Origin of the sequence: Yersinia similis (genome assembly GCF_001053095.1) — a bacterium.
Lineage (GTDB): Bacteria > Pseudomonadota > Gammaproteobacteria > Enterobacterales > Enterobacteriaceae > Yersinia > Yersinia similis.
This window is the reverse complement of sequence record NZ_CGBP01000001.1, coordinates 128,865-144,659: the sequence shown is the minus strand read 5'-3', so window position 1 is coordinate 144,659 and position 15,795 is coordinate 128,865. Positions and strand designations below refer to the sequence as shown.

Below are 15,795 nucleotides of genomic sequence, written 5' to 3'. Positions count from 1 at the left end.
CGTCTGATAAGAAAGTTCGGGGGAAATGAAAAAAGTATAAAATAGTATTTAGATTTGCCTTGGGCCTCTTTTATCTAACCTAATATCCCTGGCCAGAGAATGACAATCAACGAGCCAGCCAAGGTCAGTAATACGTTGGCGATAGCGTAAGTCCCCGCGTAGCCTAATGCGGGAATATTGCTGCGCGCGGTATCACTGATGATGTCCATGGCGGGTGCACAGGTTCTGGCCCCCATAATGGCACCAAAAAGCAGCGCACGGTTCATACGTAGAACATAAGCACCAAAGACAAAGCAGATCACCACCGGAACCAAACTGACTATCAAACCGGAAATCAACATTTGCCCACCGACGGCACCCAGACTGCTATTAATGCCGCCGCCAGCACTTAACCCGACACCTGCCATAAAGACCATTAACCCGAACTCTTTCACCATATTCAAGGCGCCTTGCGGGATATAGCCAAAAGTAGGGTGGTTGGCACGTAAAAATCCCAGCATGATCCCCGCCAATAACAGCCCTGCGGCATTACCAATGCCGAAACTGAAATTGCTGAACTGGAAAGTAATCAGGCCGATCATTAACCCAAGAATAAAGAATGAGCAGAAGGCCAGAAGGTCAGTGACCTGACTATGAATAGAGATAAAGCCAATTTTTTCTGCCACACTTTTTACTCGCCGGGCATCACCACTGACTTGCAGCACATCGCCTTTATTCAACACCACGTTATCATCAATGGGCATTTCAATTTGGCTGCGAATGACCCGGTTAAGGAAGCAACCGTGGTCGGTGAGTTTTAAATGGCTGAGGCGTTTACCGACGGCATTGCTATTTTTGACCACGATCTCTTCGGTGACGATACGCATATCCAACAGATCACGGTCGAAAACTTCTTTACCATTGCGAAAACTGGGGTCAAGGCGAGAATGGGCATCTGGGTAACCCACCAACGAGATTTCATCGCCGACTTGTAGCACGGCGTCACCATCTGGATTCGCTAGAATACCGTTACGGCGGATACGCTCGATATAGCAACCGGTTTGGCGGTAAATCCCTAATTCACGCAAATTTTTACCATCTGCCCAGGCAACCAGTTCCGGGCCTACACGATAAGCACGGATGACAGGTAAATACACTTTACGCTGGCTATCGGTGTCCAGGCCTCGTTCGCGGGCAATTTGTTGGGCGCTGGTCGGTAAATCCTGATGCTGAAGCTTAGGTAAATAGCGCGCGCCTAAAATTAGGCTAACCAGTCCTATAAGATAAGTCAGGGCATAGCCGAGGCTCAAATTATCCTGTGCTTGTTGTAGTGACGTGTTATTGGTAATGGTATGGCGTAGCGTATCACCGGCTCCGACCAAAACGGGGGTTGAAGTCATTGACCCTGCCAGCATCCCGGCGGTCAGACCGATATCCCAACCAAACAATTTGCCAAGCCCCAATGCTAACATCATCGCGCTGCCCACCATGACCAAGGCGAGCATTAGGTAATTTTTGCCATCACGGAAGAAGATAGAAAAGAAGTTAGGACCGGCTTCAACACCGACACAAAAAATAAACAACATGAAGCCCAGATTTAGCGCCTCAGTATTGATGGCGAAATGCTGTTGCCCTAGCAATAGTGATACCACCAGTACACCAATAGCATTACCTAATTGGATAGAACCAAGGCGCAGCTTACCTAAGCATAACCCCAGCGCTAAGACTACGAATAACAGCAAGATATAGTTGCCGTTTAACAAATTTGCGACGTTTATATTCACAGGATGTTTATATTCACAAAGTATGACTTTTTATTAAGCCCAGGATCGTTAAATTTGAATGATTCACTATGCATCCGTTCTTCCATAACCAGAGAGAACGACACCTCTTCCTAAATTCAACCCGCGAATCGCTATGCGAGAGAAACAGACATGGGAGAAACAGACAGATGATAGCGGGGCTTATTCTAGTCGGTCTGTTGCAAGACAGCCAGTAGTAAGCAGAAAGTTTAGTATTGCCAGATGAGATCACTAGAATAGAAATAGATGATGGTTTTATCTACTGAAGATGAGTGAGTGTTATATTTTTTTAACTATTTGGTTATCACCGAGCGAAATACCAGCAATAAAGAAAGGGTGTCTTGGACACCCTTATCGGATAAGTGCGGTCACCGCCAAGTTGCCTGCCAGATTACTTGTACAGGCTCAAATGTTCTTTGGCGTAGGCTTCGAAATCAGTACAGCCGCCAATGTGTTTCTCATCAATAAAGATTTGTGGCACGGTTTCAACCGGTTTACCAACGGTCTTTTCCAGATCGGCTTTGGAAATGCCTTCGGCATGAATGTCGATATAACGGAATTTAAAATCGTCACGCTCAGATGCCAGTTTCTCAGCCAACTCTTTGGCACGGACACAGTAAGGGCACTCAGGACGTCCAAAAATCACAGCAAACATGCAAAACTCCTTTATTAAATTGAGATAATCACTTCGTCAACAGTTGCTGATATATTCAACTGTTAAATGACATTTGGCGTATTACTCATTTTTACTGTGGTCTACTATGCCCGTTGGTGCAGTGAAAAAAAAGCAGGTATTACCTGTTAGTTTGATTAATTTTACCTATTTGCTTCTTGGTGCTGTTACAAGCTGTATGGATTCAATACACTGGATATACCCGTCATACTTCAAGCTGCATGTACGTTGGCTACGTTCAATAATCCGAATCACTTACTGGCCGTTGATTGTTAAATGAGTAAGCTCATTGGGATATCTCACTTGCCGCCTTCCTGCAACTCGAATTATTTTAGGTATAAATGCTCATGCAGAGCCTGTCGGAGGAAAAGATGCGCTCGTTAGGAAATATGCCCCGGATTGTGATCATTTCAGAAGTACTGGGGTTGCTGTTATTGGTTGTTGCTTATTTAAGCATCAATAATTATTTGTCATTGCCAGGGGAAATGGGGACACCCACTGCTGCCATTATGATGATTTTTGTGGGGATCGGCCTGATGATCCCGGCGGCAGTGTGTATTGTCTGGCGTTTAGCCAGCGGTTTTGGTCCATTATTGGGCAGTGCTGACAGAATATCGACGCCACAGAAGGTGTCAGAGGAAAAACTGGCTGCGAAAAGTAAAAAATCGGGTCAGGATAATCACTAAGATTTTATAAGCACATTGAGAATATCTAAGTCGAAGGACGGTCCAGACATCAAATTAGTCGGGATTGATCATAGCGCTATCGGCCAATATTCCGTAAGCTATGCCACTTTTCGTATTATGAGCATCGTGAGGTAGGTTGTTATGGATTCACTCATCGTCCCTGATTTAGCCTTATTACGGCGTTGGCTGGATCAGCTCGGTATTTCCTTTTTTGAGTGTGACTCCTGTCAGGCGCTCCATTTGCCGCACATGCAAAATTTTGAGGGTGTGTTTGATGCCAAAATCGATCTGGTTGATAACATTATCTTGTTTTCGGCACTGGCTGAAGTTAGGCCAACCGCGTTGATCCCCTTGGTCGCTGATCTTAGCCAAATTAATGCCAGCTCACTGACGGTCAAAGCGTTTATCGATATTCAGGATGATAATCTACCAAAACTGATTGTCTGCCAGTCCTTGGTGGTGGAAGTTGGCGTCACAATTGAGCAATTTGGTTACTTCATGCAGCAATGTGAAGAGCAAATTTCAATGATTATTATGGAAGCACGGGCCAATGATTTGTTGTTTATTGGCAACAATGACGAAGAGGAAGTACCGCTAACCGCCACCTCTTACCCCATCATTCATTAATTTATATCCCCAATAATGGGGGGAATGAGAGTACGTGGTTGGGTGATGTTGCCTGAATTAAAGAGTGTGTGCCGCAGATATCAGCGGCACGCGGCTATTTCTTCTATTTATTTTTCATAACCCTCTATTTACTTGTCATAGCCCTTTACTTACCAGTCATGATCCTCTATTTACCTAACATAATCCCCTATTTACCTAACATAATCCCCTACTCGCCATAAGATATTCTGCTTTTTGCCCTCCTTTGCCAGATATTTGTCGCCGTTTGTGCCATTAGTGGCGTATTACATAGATAGAATATGCATGAAAAATCGATAAAAGGCGTTTTTTACCCTAGAGTATGGTGCAGATTACGAACTGCGGTTATGCTGCTATTTCTGCAAAGGGCATAATATTTCCCCGCGAAGTCAGAGATTACTCTTACCAGGTAAATAGTCACTTACAGTGCATAGCCATACATCGGTATTGGGTGATTACGATGCTCGGAAGGCAACGGCGTTGTATCTCACCAGATACAAATTTAACGCACTATTTTACCCCCTGTTTTGGAGGAGTTAACGGATGTTCACCCAACGTAAAAAATGGTTATCGGGTGTTGCTGCCGGTCTGTTGATGGCTGCGTCCGTCTCAGCATCTGCCGAAGAGAAGATATTGCACATTTACAACTGGTCCGATTATATCGCCCCAGATACGCTGGCTAATTTCCAAAAGGAAACCGGCATTAAGGTTGTTTATGATGTGTTTGACTCTAATGAGGTGTTGGAAGGGAAATTAATGGCGGGGAGCACAGGGTTTGATTTGGTGGTGCCATCAGCCAGTTTCCTTGAGCGTCAATTGTCAGCCGGTGTCTTTAAGCCACTGGATAAAAACAAATTACCGAATGAGAAAAATCTCGACCCTGAGTTATTGGCGCTGGTCAGTAAGCACGATCCCGATAATAAATATGCCATTCCTTATCTCTGGGCCACGACCGGTATTGGCTATAACGTCGAGAAAGTGAAGGCAGTGCTAGGAAAAGATGCGCCAGTCGATAGCTGGGACTTGGTGCTGAAGCCCGAAAATCTTGAGAAGCTGAAAAGTTGTGGTGTCTCCTTCCTGGATGCGCCGAGCGAAATTTTTGCAACGGTACTCAACTATTTAGGTAAAGATTCGAACAGTACACTCACTGCGGATTACACTGGCCCCGCGACGGATTTATTGCTGAAGTTGCGGCCGAATATCCGTTATTTCCACTCCTCACAATATATTAATGATCTGGCGAACGGGGATATCTGTGTCGCTGTTGGTTGGGCCGGCGATATCATGCAAGCCTCTAATCGTGCCAAAGAAGCGAAGAATGGGGTGAATGTGGCCTACAGTATCCCAAAGGAAGGCGCATTAGCGTTCTTTGATGTGTTTGCGATGCCTGCTGACGCTAAGAATCAGGATGAAGCTTACCAGTTCCTTAATTACCTGATGCGTCCTGATGTGATTGCGAATATCAGTAACCACGTGTTCTACGCGAACGCCAATCAAGCGGCTACACCGTTGGTGAATGCCGAAGTACGTGATAACCCAGGGATTTACCCCCCAGCGGATATACGTGCCAAAATGTTTACACTAAAAGTGCAGGATCCGAAAATTGACCGGGTCATCACTCGGGCTTGGACAAAAGTTAAAAGCGGTAAATAAGCCGTTATGATGAATGAATAGGGGGCGGCTAACGTACTTTACTGTTCATTCATTGACGGTAAAAATGAAATTGATCCTGGTAGGGGCAGGGAGTTTATCTTCCTGTTCCTGTCTTTTATTGCGCCGCATGTTAAATGTGGCCTGTTCTGCTTTTACGGAGAGCACGCTGAGTGAATGATGTTATTCCCCGCCCACAGCCAAAATCCCAGAAGGTGTTTACCCCTTTGCTGGAAATCCGCAACTTAACCAAGTCATTCGACGGTCAGGTGGCCGTGGATGATGTCAATCTGACCATTTATAAAGGTGAGATTTTTGCACTTTTGGGGGCTTCAGGTTGTGGTAAATCGACTCTGTTACGGATGCTGGCCGGTTTTGAACAGCCAACGCAAGGCCAGATAGTCCTTGATGGGCAGGATTTATCCCATGTTCCTCCGTATCGACGCCCTATCAATATGATGTTCCAGTCTTACGCACTATTCCCGCACATGACCGTGGAGCAAAACATCGCTTTCGGCTTGAAGCAGGATAAGCTGCCGTCTGATGAAATTAAAAACCGGGTTGCAGAGATGCTGACACTGGTCCATATGCAAGAGTTTGCTAAACGTAAACCGCATCAATTATCCGGTGGTCAGCGCCAGCGTGTGGCATTGGCACGCAGCCTGGCTAAACGGCCAAAACTGCTGCTTTTGGATGAGCCAATGGGGGCGCTGGATAAAAAGCTACGTGACCGTATGCAACTGGAAGTGTTGGATATTTTGGAGCGGGTGGGCGCAACCTGTGTGATGGTCACCCATGACCAAGAAGAAGCGATGACTATGGCCGGGCGCATTGCCATTATGAACCGGGGCAAGTTTGTGCAGATTGGTGAGCCAGAAGAGATTTATGAGCATCCGAACAGCAGATTCAGCGCTGAGTTTATCGGCTCAGTGAATGTGTTCGAAGGAGTACTAAAAGAACGTTTAGATGACGCGCTGGTGATTGATAGCCCTGGCCTACGCCATCCACTAAAAGTGGATTCCGATGCCTCAGTTGTTGACGGAGTGCCCGTGTTGGTCGCCCTGCGTCCGGAAAAAGTGATGTTATGTGATCAGGTGCCAGAAGATGGCTGTAACTTTGCCGTAGGTGAAGTGGTTCACATTGCTTATCTGGGCGATTTATCCATTTATCACGTGAAATTGCACAGTGGGCAGATGCTGAGTGCGCAGTTACAGAATGGTCATCGCTACCGTAAAGGTATGCCAACCTGGGGTGATGAAGTGCAACTCTGTTGGGATGCTGACAGTTGCGTGGTTTTGGGAAGCTAATTAATAGTTTGGGGAGCCAATATTGTGATACCAGAATCCACGAGTGGGGCCGCAGAACCCCCGATCCACTCAGTTGGGCCGGTTAAGGCGCGGATACAACGTTTCCAAATGGCGCATGGCCGTAAACTGGTCATCGCCATGCCATATTTATGGCTATTCCTGTTATTTATGCTGCCATTCCTGATCGTGTTTAAAATCAGCTTGGCGGAAATGGCGCGGGCGGTTCCACCTTATACCGATCTCACCACCTGGCTGGACGGTAAGCTGGATATCTCGCTAAATCTGGGTAATTACCTGCTACTACTGGATGATCCGTTGTATATCGATGCCTATTTGCAATCGTTGCAAGTGGCGGCAGTATCAACGCTGTGCTGCCTGCTTATTGGCTACCCATTGGCTTGGGCGATTGCTCATAGTAAATCATCGACCCGCAACATCTTATTGCTGTTGGTTATCCTGCCGTCATGGACGTCATTCCTGATCCGGGTTTATGCCTGGATGGGTATTCTAAAAAATAACGGTATTTTGAATAATTTCTTAATATGGACAGGAATTATTGATCAGCCGTTAGTCATCTTGCACACCAATCTAGCGGTTTATATCGGCGTGGTGTATTCCTACCTGCCATTCATGGTGTTGCCGATTTATACCGCATTAACGCGACTGGATTACTCGCTGGTAGAAGCTGCGTTGGATCTCGGGGCCAGGCCGTTCAAGACGTTTATCAGTGTGATTATCCCGTTGACCAAAGGCGGTATTGTCGCCGGCTCCATGTTGGTATTTATCCCCGCAGTTGGGGAGTTTGTGATCCCCGAGCTACTTGGTGGGCCGGATAGCATCATGATTGGCCGCATTTTGTGGCAGGAGTTTTTCAATAATCGCGACTGGCCGGTGGCCTCTGCGGTGGCAACCGTGATGTTAGTGCTGCTGATTGCCCCGATACTCTGGTTCCACAAACATCAAAATAAAGATATTGGGGGAGCGGTATGAATAACTTACCGGAGGTGCGTTCTGTCTGGCGTCGGGTGATCCTGACCGTCGGTTATACCTTCCTGTATGCCCCGATGTTGATGCTGGTAATTTATTCGTTCAACAGCTCGAAGCTGGTGACGGTGTGGGCAGGGTGGTCAACCCGTTGGTATACGCAGCTATTTAATGATTCGGCGATGATCTCTGCCGTTGGGCTGAGTCTGACGATTGCCGCCGCCTCTGCCACTATGGCGGTGGTGTTGGGGACGATTGCCGCGGTGGTCATGGTGCGCTTTGGGCGTTTTCGTGGGTCAACCGGTTTTGCTTTTATGCTGACCGCACCGCTGGTTATGCCTGATGTCATCACTGGCTTGTCACTACTGCTGCTGTTTGTGGCGATGGGGCATGCCATTGGTTGGCCCGCAGAACGTGGCATGTTCACCATCTGGCTGGCCCATGTGACTTTCTGCACGGCCTATGTGACGGTGGTCATCAGTTCGCGGTTGCGCGAATTGGACCGCTCTATCGAAGAGGCGGCCATGGATCTGGGCGCGACACCACTGAAGGTCTTCTTTGTTATTACTGTGCCGATGATCGCCCCTGCGCTGATCTCTGGTTGGTTGCTGGCCTTTACCTTATCCCTTGATGATCTGGTTATTGCCAGTTTTGTTGCCGGGCCGGGGGCCACCACGTTACCGATGTTGGTATTCTCCAGTGTGCGTATGGGGGTGAATCCAGAGATTAATGCGTTAGCGACACTTATCCTGCTGGTGGTTGGGGTTATCGGTTTATTTACATGGTGGATAATGTCGCGTGCGGAAAAGCAGAGATTACGCGAATTACGTAAAGCTGCTCGTAGCTGATTCTCCCTAAAGCTGTTAGTCTTTCGTCTCCTTTAACGCCGCTTTAGAGCGGCGTTATTGTGAGAGATAACATCAGGTTGCGGAAAACCGATTATGAGCATCAGACTGGGGGTAACCAAGCAATATGAGACCGTCCTTTTCATCCTCAGCAGCAACGCCTGTCCCTGTCGTCATTGGGGGAACGGCTATCATTGCGACCCGAATCATCGGCGTATTGTTATTAGTGGCTGAACTGGGCTTCAGTGGTGTTAGCGATGTTATCAGTGATAGCCTGCAACGTTGGGACACCGGCTTGATTTTTTTTGCCAGTATTGTCTTGCTGTTGTTGGATATGGTGTGTGGTGTTGCGGTGTGTCACCGTCGAAACTGGGCGCGCTGGTGTTATCTGATTTGTCAGTTGATCATCATGATTTACCTGCTTATGGCTTCACTAAATTGGTTGGAGCCAGATATTTTCCGTATTGAAGGCGATAGCGGCGCTGAAATTTTGCACAGTTTGCTTTTGCAAAAAATCCCCGATGTGGTGATTCTCGGGTTGTTATTTTTCCCCTGGCACCGCTATTTCCACCAGTCAAAAATGAGTGTTTAACGCCATAGAGTGCTACAATTCGCGCCCATCGACAGCTTCGGCTGCACATTATCTACTGTCTCAGAGTATAACGGTCAATATTAATGCATTGCGCACAGTATACGGCGGGTCGCTGCCGTTCTTGTCAGTGGCTGGATAAACCCTATCCACAACAACTCGCTGATAAACAACATCATCTGGAAAGCCTGTTGGCTGGTCATGCGGTCACCCAGTGGCTAGCACCGGTTTTTGGGCGCGAAAGTGCCTTTCGCAACAAGGCGAAAATGGTCGTCAGCGGCAGTGTGGAACGCCCGTTACTCGGTATGCTGCATCGTGACGGTACACCGGTTGATTTATGCGCATGTCCACTTTATCCGGCCACCTTCGAACCGGTATTTGCGGTACTGAAAACCTTTATTGCCAGGGCGGGTTTGACTCCTTATAACGTTGCGCGCAAGCGTGGCGAACTTAAATTCCTGTTACTCACAGAAAGTACCTACAACGGTGAATTGATGCTGCGCTTTGTGCTGCGTTCTGAAACCAAGTTAGCGCAGTTAACTGCCGCGTTACCGTGGCTGCAACAACAGTTGCCGCAGTTGGCGGTGATTTCAGCCAATATTCAGCCAGTGCATATGGCGATTCTGGAAGGGGAGCGGGAGATCCCGCTGACCGAACAACAGGCCCTGCCTGAGCGGTTTAATCAGGTGCCGTTGTATATCCGCCCACAAAGTTTTTTCCAGACCAATCCACAGGTGGCGGCTTCGTTGTATGCAACAGCACGGCAGTGGGTGCAGGAGCATGAGGTTCACAGTATGTGGGATCTGTTCTGTGGTGTGGGCGGCTTTGGTTTACATTGTGCGGGGCCAGAGACTCAATTAACAGGCATTGAAATCAGTGCTGAAGCTATCGCCTGTGCCCGCCAGTCGGCTGAGCAGTTAGGGCTAAAAAATGTCAGTTTCGCTGCACTGGATTCTACCCGCTTTGCTACCGCTGAAGCCCAAATACCTGAACTGGTCTTGGTGAATCCACCACGGCGGGGGATTGGCCACGAGTTATGTGATTACCTGAGCCAGATGGCACCTGAATTTATTCTCTATTCAAGTTGTAATGCAGAGACGATGGCGAAAGATATCAGTTTGCTTGCGGGTTACCACATTAAACGGGTACAACTGTTTGATATGTTCCCGCATACCAGCCACTACGAAGTACTCACATTACTGGCTCTGCGTCGCTAGATGTGGTTTAAGTGAGTATGCAGTGAACCAAAGTCAAAGAGTTAAAGAGCTAAAGTCACTGACGTTGCAGGTAGGCAGCTAACAAGCGCATCCCCTGCAACGTCAAATATGAAGGGGATTATTGAGGGAACCACTTATCATTGATCGCTTGATAAGTACCATCAGCTTTCACCGCATCAATGGCTTCATTCAATTTTGTCAGTAGGGCGATGTTATCCGGGCGCACAGCAATACCTAAACCGGTGCCGAAATATTGTGGGTCGGTCACATGTTCACCGACAGAGGCTAAATTAGGATTGCTTTTCAGCCATTCATTCACTACCGCAGTATCACCAAATACACCATCAATACGGCCATTTTTCAGATCAATGATGGCATTCTGGTAGCTGTCATAAGACACGGTCTGAATTTCAGGATGTTTATCCTGTAAATATTTCTGATGGGTAGTGCCATTCTCCATCCCAATCTTTTTGCCTTTCAGGTCAGCAAAAGTGCTGAATTTACCTTTCGGGGCGATAACAATCGCGGAATTAGCGTAATAAGGCTGAGTGAATGCCACCTGCTTACTGCGTTCTGGCGTGATATCCATACCAGAGATAACGGCATCATAACGCTTGAATTTAAGCGCTGGGATCAGGCTATCAAAAGCTTGGTTAGTGAAAGTACAGTTAGCTTCCATTTGTTTACACAGTGCTTTTGCCAGATCCATATCAAAGCCAACGATTTCGTTATTGGCATCCATAGATTCAAATGGCGGGTAGGTGGCTGAGGCTGCAAAACGGATGGTCTCTGCGGCGGTAGCGCTGAAAACCATGCCACTTAATAAGGTTGCCAATAGTAACTTTTTCATGCTTAAACTCCTGTCTGAATTTTTTAATAGAATATGTTATTAGTTATTGATTTTATTGTATCTGGTTTGTTTCTTTCGCAAAAACAGCCCCCATCTGATGAGATTCACATTGCCATTTTATGAATTTATATGCAAGTAATGTGATTAAAAATTTAAAATATATTATCCAGAGAAATGAGTGAAAGTGCGGAAACTGAGTATGGGTTGTTAGCATGTCTGGAGATAACCCATTCTGTCTATATGGGCTTATGCCCGCATTTCTGCCACCAGATGGTTCCATTCCCCATCGCCAATATGGTTTGGCTCAATGAAGATGAGTGCCTAAATCATGGGGTTAATACGATGCTCGTGGTTAACATTGTCTCAATGAAGATTAGCGTTATTGTTTTGATCGTTTCTGGTATTACCATGGTGATAATTTTATGATCATTTGTTAAATGATGAGATTTTCATTATAAAATTATATTATTGGTGAGTTTAAATAATAAAATAGGACATATCTTGTATAAAATTATTTTGATGACGGTATAATGAGGCTGAGCAAAAGGTTGGTATTAAAAAATAAAGATAGGGAGTGATTTGTTATTATCCCGCTAGGGAGTGTTTCATTAAAAATAGAATATAAGTTACTTAAATTAAACGCATTGGTTGTATTTAGAGTGACAACCAAATAAAACACGTTTACATATAGAATAAAAAGAGAAATAACAATATTTTTCTATTTGAGGTTTTTATTTCTTAGATATAAGTTTTTTTATTAAAAACAGGGTGTATTAATATGAGAATGAAGAAAGAAATGTCCATGAGATTTGTTACTGTGTGTGGCTTTCTGGCGATATTAACATTAATCGCGGTTATTTGCTTACTGGGAAGTTGGTACACAATTAATGAAAGTGACAGGGGCATCATTACTAAATGGGGAAAAGTGGTCGCTGTGGCTGAACCGGGCCTTGGCTTTAAAATACCAATAATTACAGAAGTTGAAACGATATCTATTTCTAATCGTTCAATTAAATACGACAGACTAAAAGCGTACAGTAAAGATCAACAACCTGCCCAAATGGTTGTGTCTATTGGGTTTCAGGTCCCGCCTGCTAGCGTTGAAGATCTCTTTGTAAAATATGGCTCGATTCAAAATATGGCGGAGCGTCTGGTAAGCCGACATGTTCCAACACAAGTAGAAAATGTATTTGGCCAATACACCGCAGTATCTGCTGTGCAGAACAGAGAAGATTTTGTTAGACGAGTCACCGAAGAGTTAAGACTGGTGCTTAAAGACGAACCTCTCATTATTAATTCCGTTAATATCGAGAATATTGATTTTACCGAAGGGTATGAAGCCAGCATAGAAGAGCGAATGAAGGCTGAAGTTAACGTCGAAAAAACGCGAAAAATGTTAGAGACAGAAAAAATTAATGCTGATATCGCCATTGAACAAGCAAGAGGTCAATCCGAGTCTCAATTAAGTATTGCAAAAATTGGCGCTGAAAAAATAAAATTAATGGGTGCGGCAGAAGCTGAGACTATCAGATTAATGGGCGCAGCAGAGGCTGAAGCTATAAAATTAAGAGCTGATGCCTTAAAACAAAATCCATTGTTGGTCGAGTTAATTACCGCAGAAAAATGGAACGGAGAGTTACCACAGACGATGCTCCCAAATAGCAGTGTTCCATTTATCAATGCCAGAAATAAAGACGGCAAGTGATTTTTGAGCGTTAATCAATAAATCTGAAGCCCACTTCCCCATGGAGACTCGTGGTGTAGTGGTTTGAGGGCCAATGGAACGAAAACGTACGTTAAGGAGATAATTCATTGTTTAAATTGAAATTTAACATCCTCATTTCTCCCTTCATAATATCCTCCGGTAGCGTGAACGTATAATGTCCCAGCATATTGATATGCCCGCGCATCAGTGGGGATAACCGGGCGATATCCTCTTCCCCGGTTTCTTCTCCATTACTGCGCATCCAGCCCACTGCTTCCTGCATATAAAGCGTGTTCCACAGAACCACTGCGTTAGTGACCAGGCCCAGTGCACTCAGTTGATCTTCCTGCCCTTCTCGATAGCGCTTTCTGATCTCACCGCGCTGCCCGTAGCAGATCGCCCACTCCACGGTTTATAAAATTCTGGAAGATGGAAAGGTAGCTTAATTAGATCTTAATTTACAGATTAACATCTTGATAAAAAGGGTTTTAAATATCAGATGAAACTTTTCCAAAAGATGCGTGCGAAGCTACATTTAGTAGCTGAATCAGCTAATCACAGCGAGCCAGGTGGCCAAATTCAGTATTTTACCTCAGTTGAAAACAGAAAGAGTTTTTGTAAGATGTGAGTATATTATTGCAGGATTTTCTTAGATGTAGATGATACCTACGTGCTCACTCGGTTTTATTTTCTTGGTAGGTGTGTTTTTTGAAAAAATTTAATTTAGGATGAGATAAATAATGAAGGTTAATGATCATAGTCCTGCATTTATATTTAGAAAAATTGAGCAGACTTCTGAAGCTTCTGCAAACCAAATCGGTGATGTTGGCTTGGTTGTAAATGATTTTAACTTGCATAACAAGCCGATTCTTGTTGTATCTTTCACAGGAAAGATTGATGTATTTGATTTTAATTTTGAGCACATTGAAAATGATAATCTTGAACGGAGAAGTCGATTATTTTCAGGGGATGAAAAAGGGTGCCAGAACTTTTCTGGTTCAGTTATTTTCCCTTCGTGTAACGACAAATTGTTCGGAACAGACCTTTCTCCAAGAAACAATCACAACATAAAAGCATATGTTGCTGATCTTTCAGAGCAGTTGAATACATGTACAGACAAATATGAGATTGAAGAGTTGCAAGAAATGATAGATGTTGGCAACCAACATATTAGCTCCATGAAGCTAAGCAAATTATCCTTTGGGTGTATTATTAATCCTGAGTCAATTGATATCCAAAACGCGTTTCCAAGCATGCATAATACAATAAACCACTCTCATAGGGAAGTTCATAATATTTCAAACAAGGCATATACTAAAGGTATTACAGAGAATGTCCTGTTTAGAGATAAACATTTTAAGATTAGCAGTGAAGGTGAATTTTTAAAAAGAGAACGAGGGCAGGATGATCTTGATGCCGTTAAAAAACACATTGAAAAGGGAAGATTGGCAGACCTGGCACATATAAATAGTTCTATTACTTACAATCCAAATTTAAGTGAGATTTTGTTTTTGCCAAAAAATAATTATAACTCTTCTGCTTTAGCTATGTATGTTGATTTTTCAAGTGGTTTTGAAAAATGCTCAAAAGGTGATATCAATAGATATCTTTTTGAAAACTCAAACGCACTGTTGGAACTTTCAGGTAGAGCAAATGGGAAGCCGATGTGTGTTATTTTTAATAATGAATACGGTTATAGAGAAATGGCTGAACTATCTATTAAAGATGGTTCTGTCGCATTAGCGCAAACATCCCAGCCAATCTGACGCCAGAAGAGTACCGACTGATGACTGAAAGTATTTAAGCAAAACAATGAATTATCATTCTTAGCGAATGAAAGGGACTTCCCCTCGATGTGGTTACTGTAACCATCTTCCGTGACATTATGGGGAGTACCAAAATATTACAGGGGAATAACCATGGCCGTTGTAACTGTTGGGATCGACCTCGCTAAAAATGTTTTTGCCGTTCATGGTGTTGATAAAAATGGCAATGCTGTTCTCGTTAAACCCAAAGTAGCCCTGGCTGCACTGCCCGAACTCATTGCCAGCCTGCCACCTTGCGTTATTGGGATGGAAGCCTGTTTAGGCGATCATTACTGGGCAAGGCTTTTCAAGCAGTATGGTCACGACGTTACATTGATGGCCCCGAAATTCGTTTCGCCATACCGGCTGGCAGGTAAAACCGGTAAAAATGACGCAACTGATGCGCTGGCAATTTGCGAAGCCGCCCGACGGCCCCACATGCGTTTTGTGCCGGTAAAAGATGAAGAACAGCAGTCCATGCAATGCCTGCATCGTACCCGCCAGGGTTTTATTGAGGAACGCACCGCATCATATAACCGGTAACCGGCTTCGTGGCCTGGTATCTGAATTTGGCCTGATTGCCCCGCAGAGTACAGAACAGCTGCGGAGATTAGCCAGAGAACACCACAAAAATTTGCCTGGCTGGGTCTGACGCCATCACAGTACAGCAGTGGAGGAAAGGCCCGGCTGGGGAAAATAACAAAAGCGGGTGACGCTTATTTGCGTACTTTACTGGTTCAGGGCGCTCGCTCTGTAATGATTGGCGTGGAGCATAAACAGGATCCCTTCAGTCGGTGGGTATGTTCACTGATCAATCGCCGGGGTTACTGGCGTGCAGCCGTCGCTATTGCTGCAAAAAACACCCGACTATGCTGGGCATCATTGAATTATGGTGATGACTTTAAGCTGTACTCATCACCCAATAGCTGAAACTCATTATCTGAAGGCCAACACTTTTTCTGGCTGCACGCGTTGATGTTAACGGGTTTGACCCCGAGAGGAATATCTGCAAAACCTACTGGATATCTGCATCCGCTTAGCGAACGAGAACCTCACGA

The 15,795-nt window shown here is 45.1% G+C and carries 13 protein-coding genes and 2 pseudogenes; 11 read left to right on the top strand and 4 right to left on the bottom strand.

All coding sequences use genetic code 11. The annotated features are described in order from the left end of the window. Positions 1 to 74 precede the first annotated feature (74 nt). Together AC971_RS00580 and AC971_RS00575 are read right to left on the bottom strand one after the other, a co-directional pair. The gene (locus AC971_RS00580) at positions 75 to 1,763 is read right to left on the bottom strand and encodes an aspartate:alanine antiporter (RefSeq protein WP_025383256.1); all 1,689 of its coding nucleotides are present in this window, start codon (positions 1,761 to 1,763) and stop codon (positions 75 to 77) included. Between the two features lie 409 nt (positions 1,764 to 2,172). Beyond that, on the bottom strand, positions 2,173 to 2,436 hold the full coding sequence (locus AC971_RS00575) for a GrxA family glutaredoxin (protein WP_025383257.1): 264 nt from the start codon (positions 2,434 to 2,436) through the stop codon (positions 2,173 to 2,175). A gap of 389 nt (positions 2,437 to 2,825) precedes the next feature. Here AC971_RS00575 and AC971_RS00570 point away from each other — a divergent pair, with 389 nt between their 5' ends. From AC971_RS00570 to rlmC, 8 genes are all read left to right on the top strand, one after another. Further along, positions 2,826 to 3,140: a YbjC family protein gene (locus AC971_RS00570; RefSeq protein WP_025383258.1), complete on the top strand. Its 315-nt coding sequence runs from the start codon at positions 2,826 to 2,828 to the stop codon at positions 3,138 to 3,140. Between the two features lie 141 nt (positions 3,141 to 3,281). Beyond that, a complete protein-coding gene (locus tag AC971_RS00565) occupies positions 3,282 to 3,767 on the top strand; it encodes a YbjN domain-containing protein (protein WP_025383259.1) in 486 nt (161 codons plus the stop codon). A gap of 561 nt (positions 3,768 to 4,328) precedes the next feature. Continuing rightward, positions 4,329 to 5,438 (top strand): spermidine/putrescine ABC transporter substrate-binding protein PotF, encoded by a 1,110-nt coding sequence (potF, locus tag AC971_RS00560; RefSeq protein ID WP_025383260.1) that lies wholly within the window; start codon positions 4,329 to 4,331, stop codon positions 5,436 to 5,438. A 170-nt stretch (positions 5,439 to 5,608) separates the two neighbouring features. Continuing rightward, positions 5,609 to 6,742, top strand: a complete 1,134-nt coding sequence (gene potG, locus AC971_RS00555) for a putrescine ABC transporter ATP-binding subunit PotG (RefSeq protein WP_025383261.1) — start codon at positions 5,609 to 5,611, stop codon at positions 6,740 to 6,742. A gap of 24 nt (positions 6,743 to 6,766) precedes the next feature. After that, positions 6,767 to 7,732: a putrescine ABC transporter permease PotH gene (gene potH, locus AC971_RS00550; RefSeq protein ID WP_025383262.1), complete on the top strand. Its 966-nt coding sequence runs from the start codon at positions 6,767 to 6,769 to the stop codon at positions 7,730 to 7,732. Next, positions 7,729 to 8,574, top strand: a complete 846-nt coding sequence (gene potI, locus AC971_RS00545) for a putrescine ABC transporter permease PotI (protein WP_025383263.1) — start codon at positions 7,729 to 7,731, stop codon at positions 8,572 to 8,574. Before potH ends, potI begins: the two co-directional genes overlap by 4 nt. 124 nt (positions 8,575 to 8,698) lie before the next feature. After that, entirely contained in the window at positions 8,699 to 9,163 is a 465-nt protein-coding gene (locus tag AC971_RS00540) for a YbjO family protein (protein ID WP_025383264.1), read from the top strand. Positions 9,164 to 9,246: 83 nt separating this feature from the next. Next, positions 9,247 to 10,377 (top strand): 23S rRNA (uracil(747)-C(5))-methyltransferase RlmC, encoded by a 1,131-nt coding sequence (rlmC, locus tag AC971_RS00535; protein ID WP_025383265.1) that lies wholly within the window; start codon positions 9,247 to 9,249, stop codon positions 10,375 to 10,377. A gap of 118 nt (positions 10,378 to 10,495) precedes the next feature. On the opposite strand, the gene AC971_RS00530 is transcribed toward rlmC, so the two are convergent. Continuing rightward, positions 10,496 to 11,227 (bottom strand): arginine ABC transporter substrate-binding protein, encoded by a 732-nt coding sequence (locus tag AC971_RS00530; protein WP_025383266.1) that lies wholly within the window; start codon positions 11,225 to 11,227, stop codon positions 10,496 to 10,498. Positions 11,228 to 12,005: 778 nt separating this feature from the next. Here AC971_RS00530 and AC971_RS00520 point away from each other — a divergent pair. After that, entirely contained in the window at positions 12,006 to 12,932 is a 927-nt protein-coding gene (locus AC971_RS00520; protein ID WP_038402180.1) for a prohibitin family protein, read from the top strand. A gap of 91 nt (positions 12,933 to 13,023) precedes the next feature. Here AC971_RS00520 and AC971_RS00515 read toward each other — a convergent pair. Then, positions 13,024 to 13,332, bottom strand: a pseudogene (locus tag AC971_RS00515) (Tn3 family transposase); the annotation flags it as partial. A 340-nt stretch (positions 13,333 to 13,672) separates the two neighbouring features. On the opposite strand from AC971_RS00515, the gene AC971_RS00510 reads away from it, so the two are divergent. Both AC971_RS00510 and AC971_RS21590 read left to right on the top strand, forming a co-directional pair. Beyond that, positions 13,673 to 14,698 (top strand): hypothetical protein, encoded by a 1,026-nt coding sequence (locus AC971_RS00510; RefSeq protein ID WP_025383269.1) that lies wholly within the window; start codon positions 13,673 to 13,675, stop codon positions 14,696 to 14,698. A gap of 153 nt (positions 14,699 to 14,851) precedes the next feature. After that, positions 14,852 to 15,667: pseudogene (locus AC971_RS21590) on the top strand (IS110 family RNA-guided transposase). Positions 15,668 to 15,795: the final 128 nt, after the last annotated feature.

Coding starts and splice junctions, on each gene's coding strand:
- AC971_RS00520 (WP_038402180.1), top strand. CDS start 12,006: ATGAGAATGAAGAAAGAAATGTCCATGAGATTTGTTACTGTGTGTGGC.
- rlmC (WP_025383265.1), top strand. CDS start 9,247: ATGCATTGCGCACAGTATACGGCGGGTCGCTGCCGTTCTTGTCAGTGG.
- AC971_RS00510 (WP_025383269.1), top strand. CDS start 13,673: ATGAAGGTTAATGATCATAGTCCTGCATTTATATTTAGAAAAATTGAG.
- potF (WP_025383260.1), top strand. CDS start 4,329: ATGTTCACCCAACGTAAAAAATGGTTATCGGGTGTTGCTGCCGGTCTG.
- AC971_RS00570 (WP_025383258.1), top strand. CDS start 2,826: ATGCGCTCGTTAGGAAATATGCCCCGGATTGTGATCATTTCAGAAGTA.
- AC971_RS00530 (WP_025383266.1), bottom strand. CDS start 11,227: ATGAAAAAGTTACTATTGGCAACCTTATTAAGTGGCATGGTTTTCAGC.
- AC971_RS00565 (WP_025383259.1), top strand. CDS start 3,282: ATGGATTCACTCATCGTCCCTGATTTAGCCTTATTACGGCGTTGGCTG.
- AC971_RS00540 (WP_025383264.1), top strand. CDS start 8,699: ATGAGACCGTCCTTTTCATCCTCAGCAGCAACGCCTGTCCCTGTCGTC.
- AC971_RS00575 (WP_025383257.1), bottom strand. CDS start 2,436: ATGTTTGCTGTGATTTTTGGACGTCCTGAGTGCCCTTACTGTGTCCGT.
- potI (WP_025383263.1), top strand. CDS start 7,729: ATGAATAACTTACCGGAGGTGCGTTCTGTCTGGCGTCGGGTGATCCTG.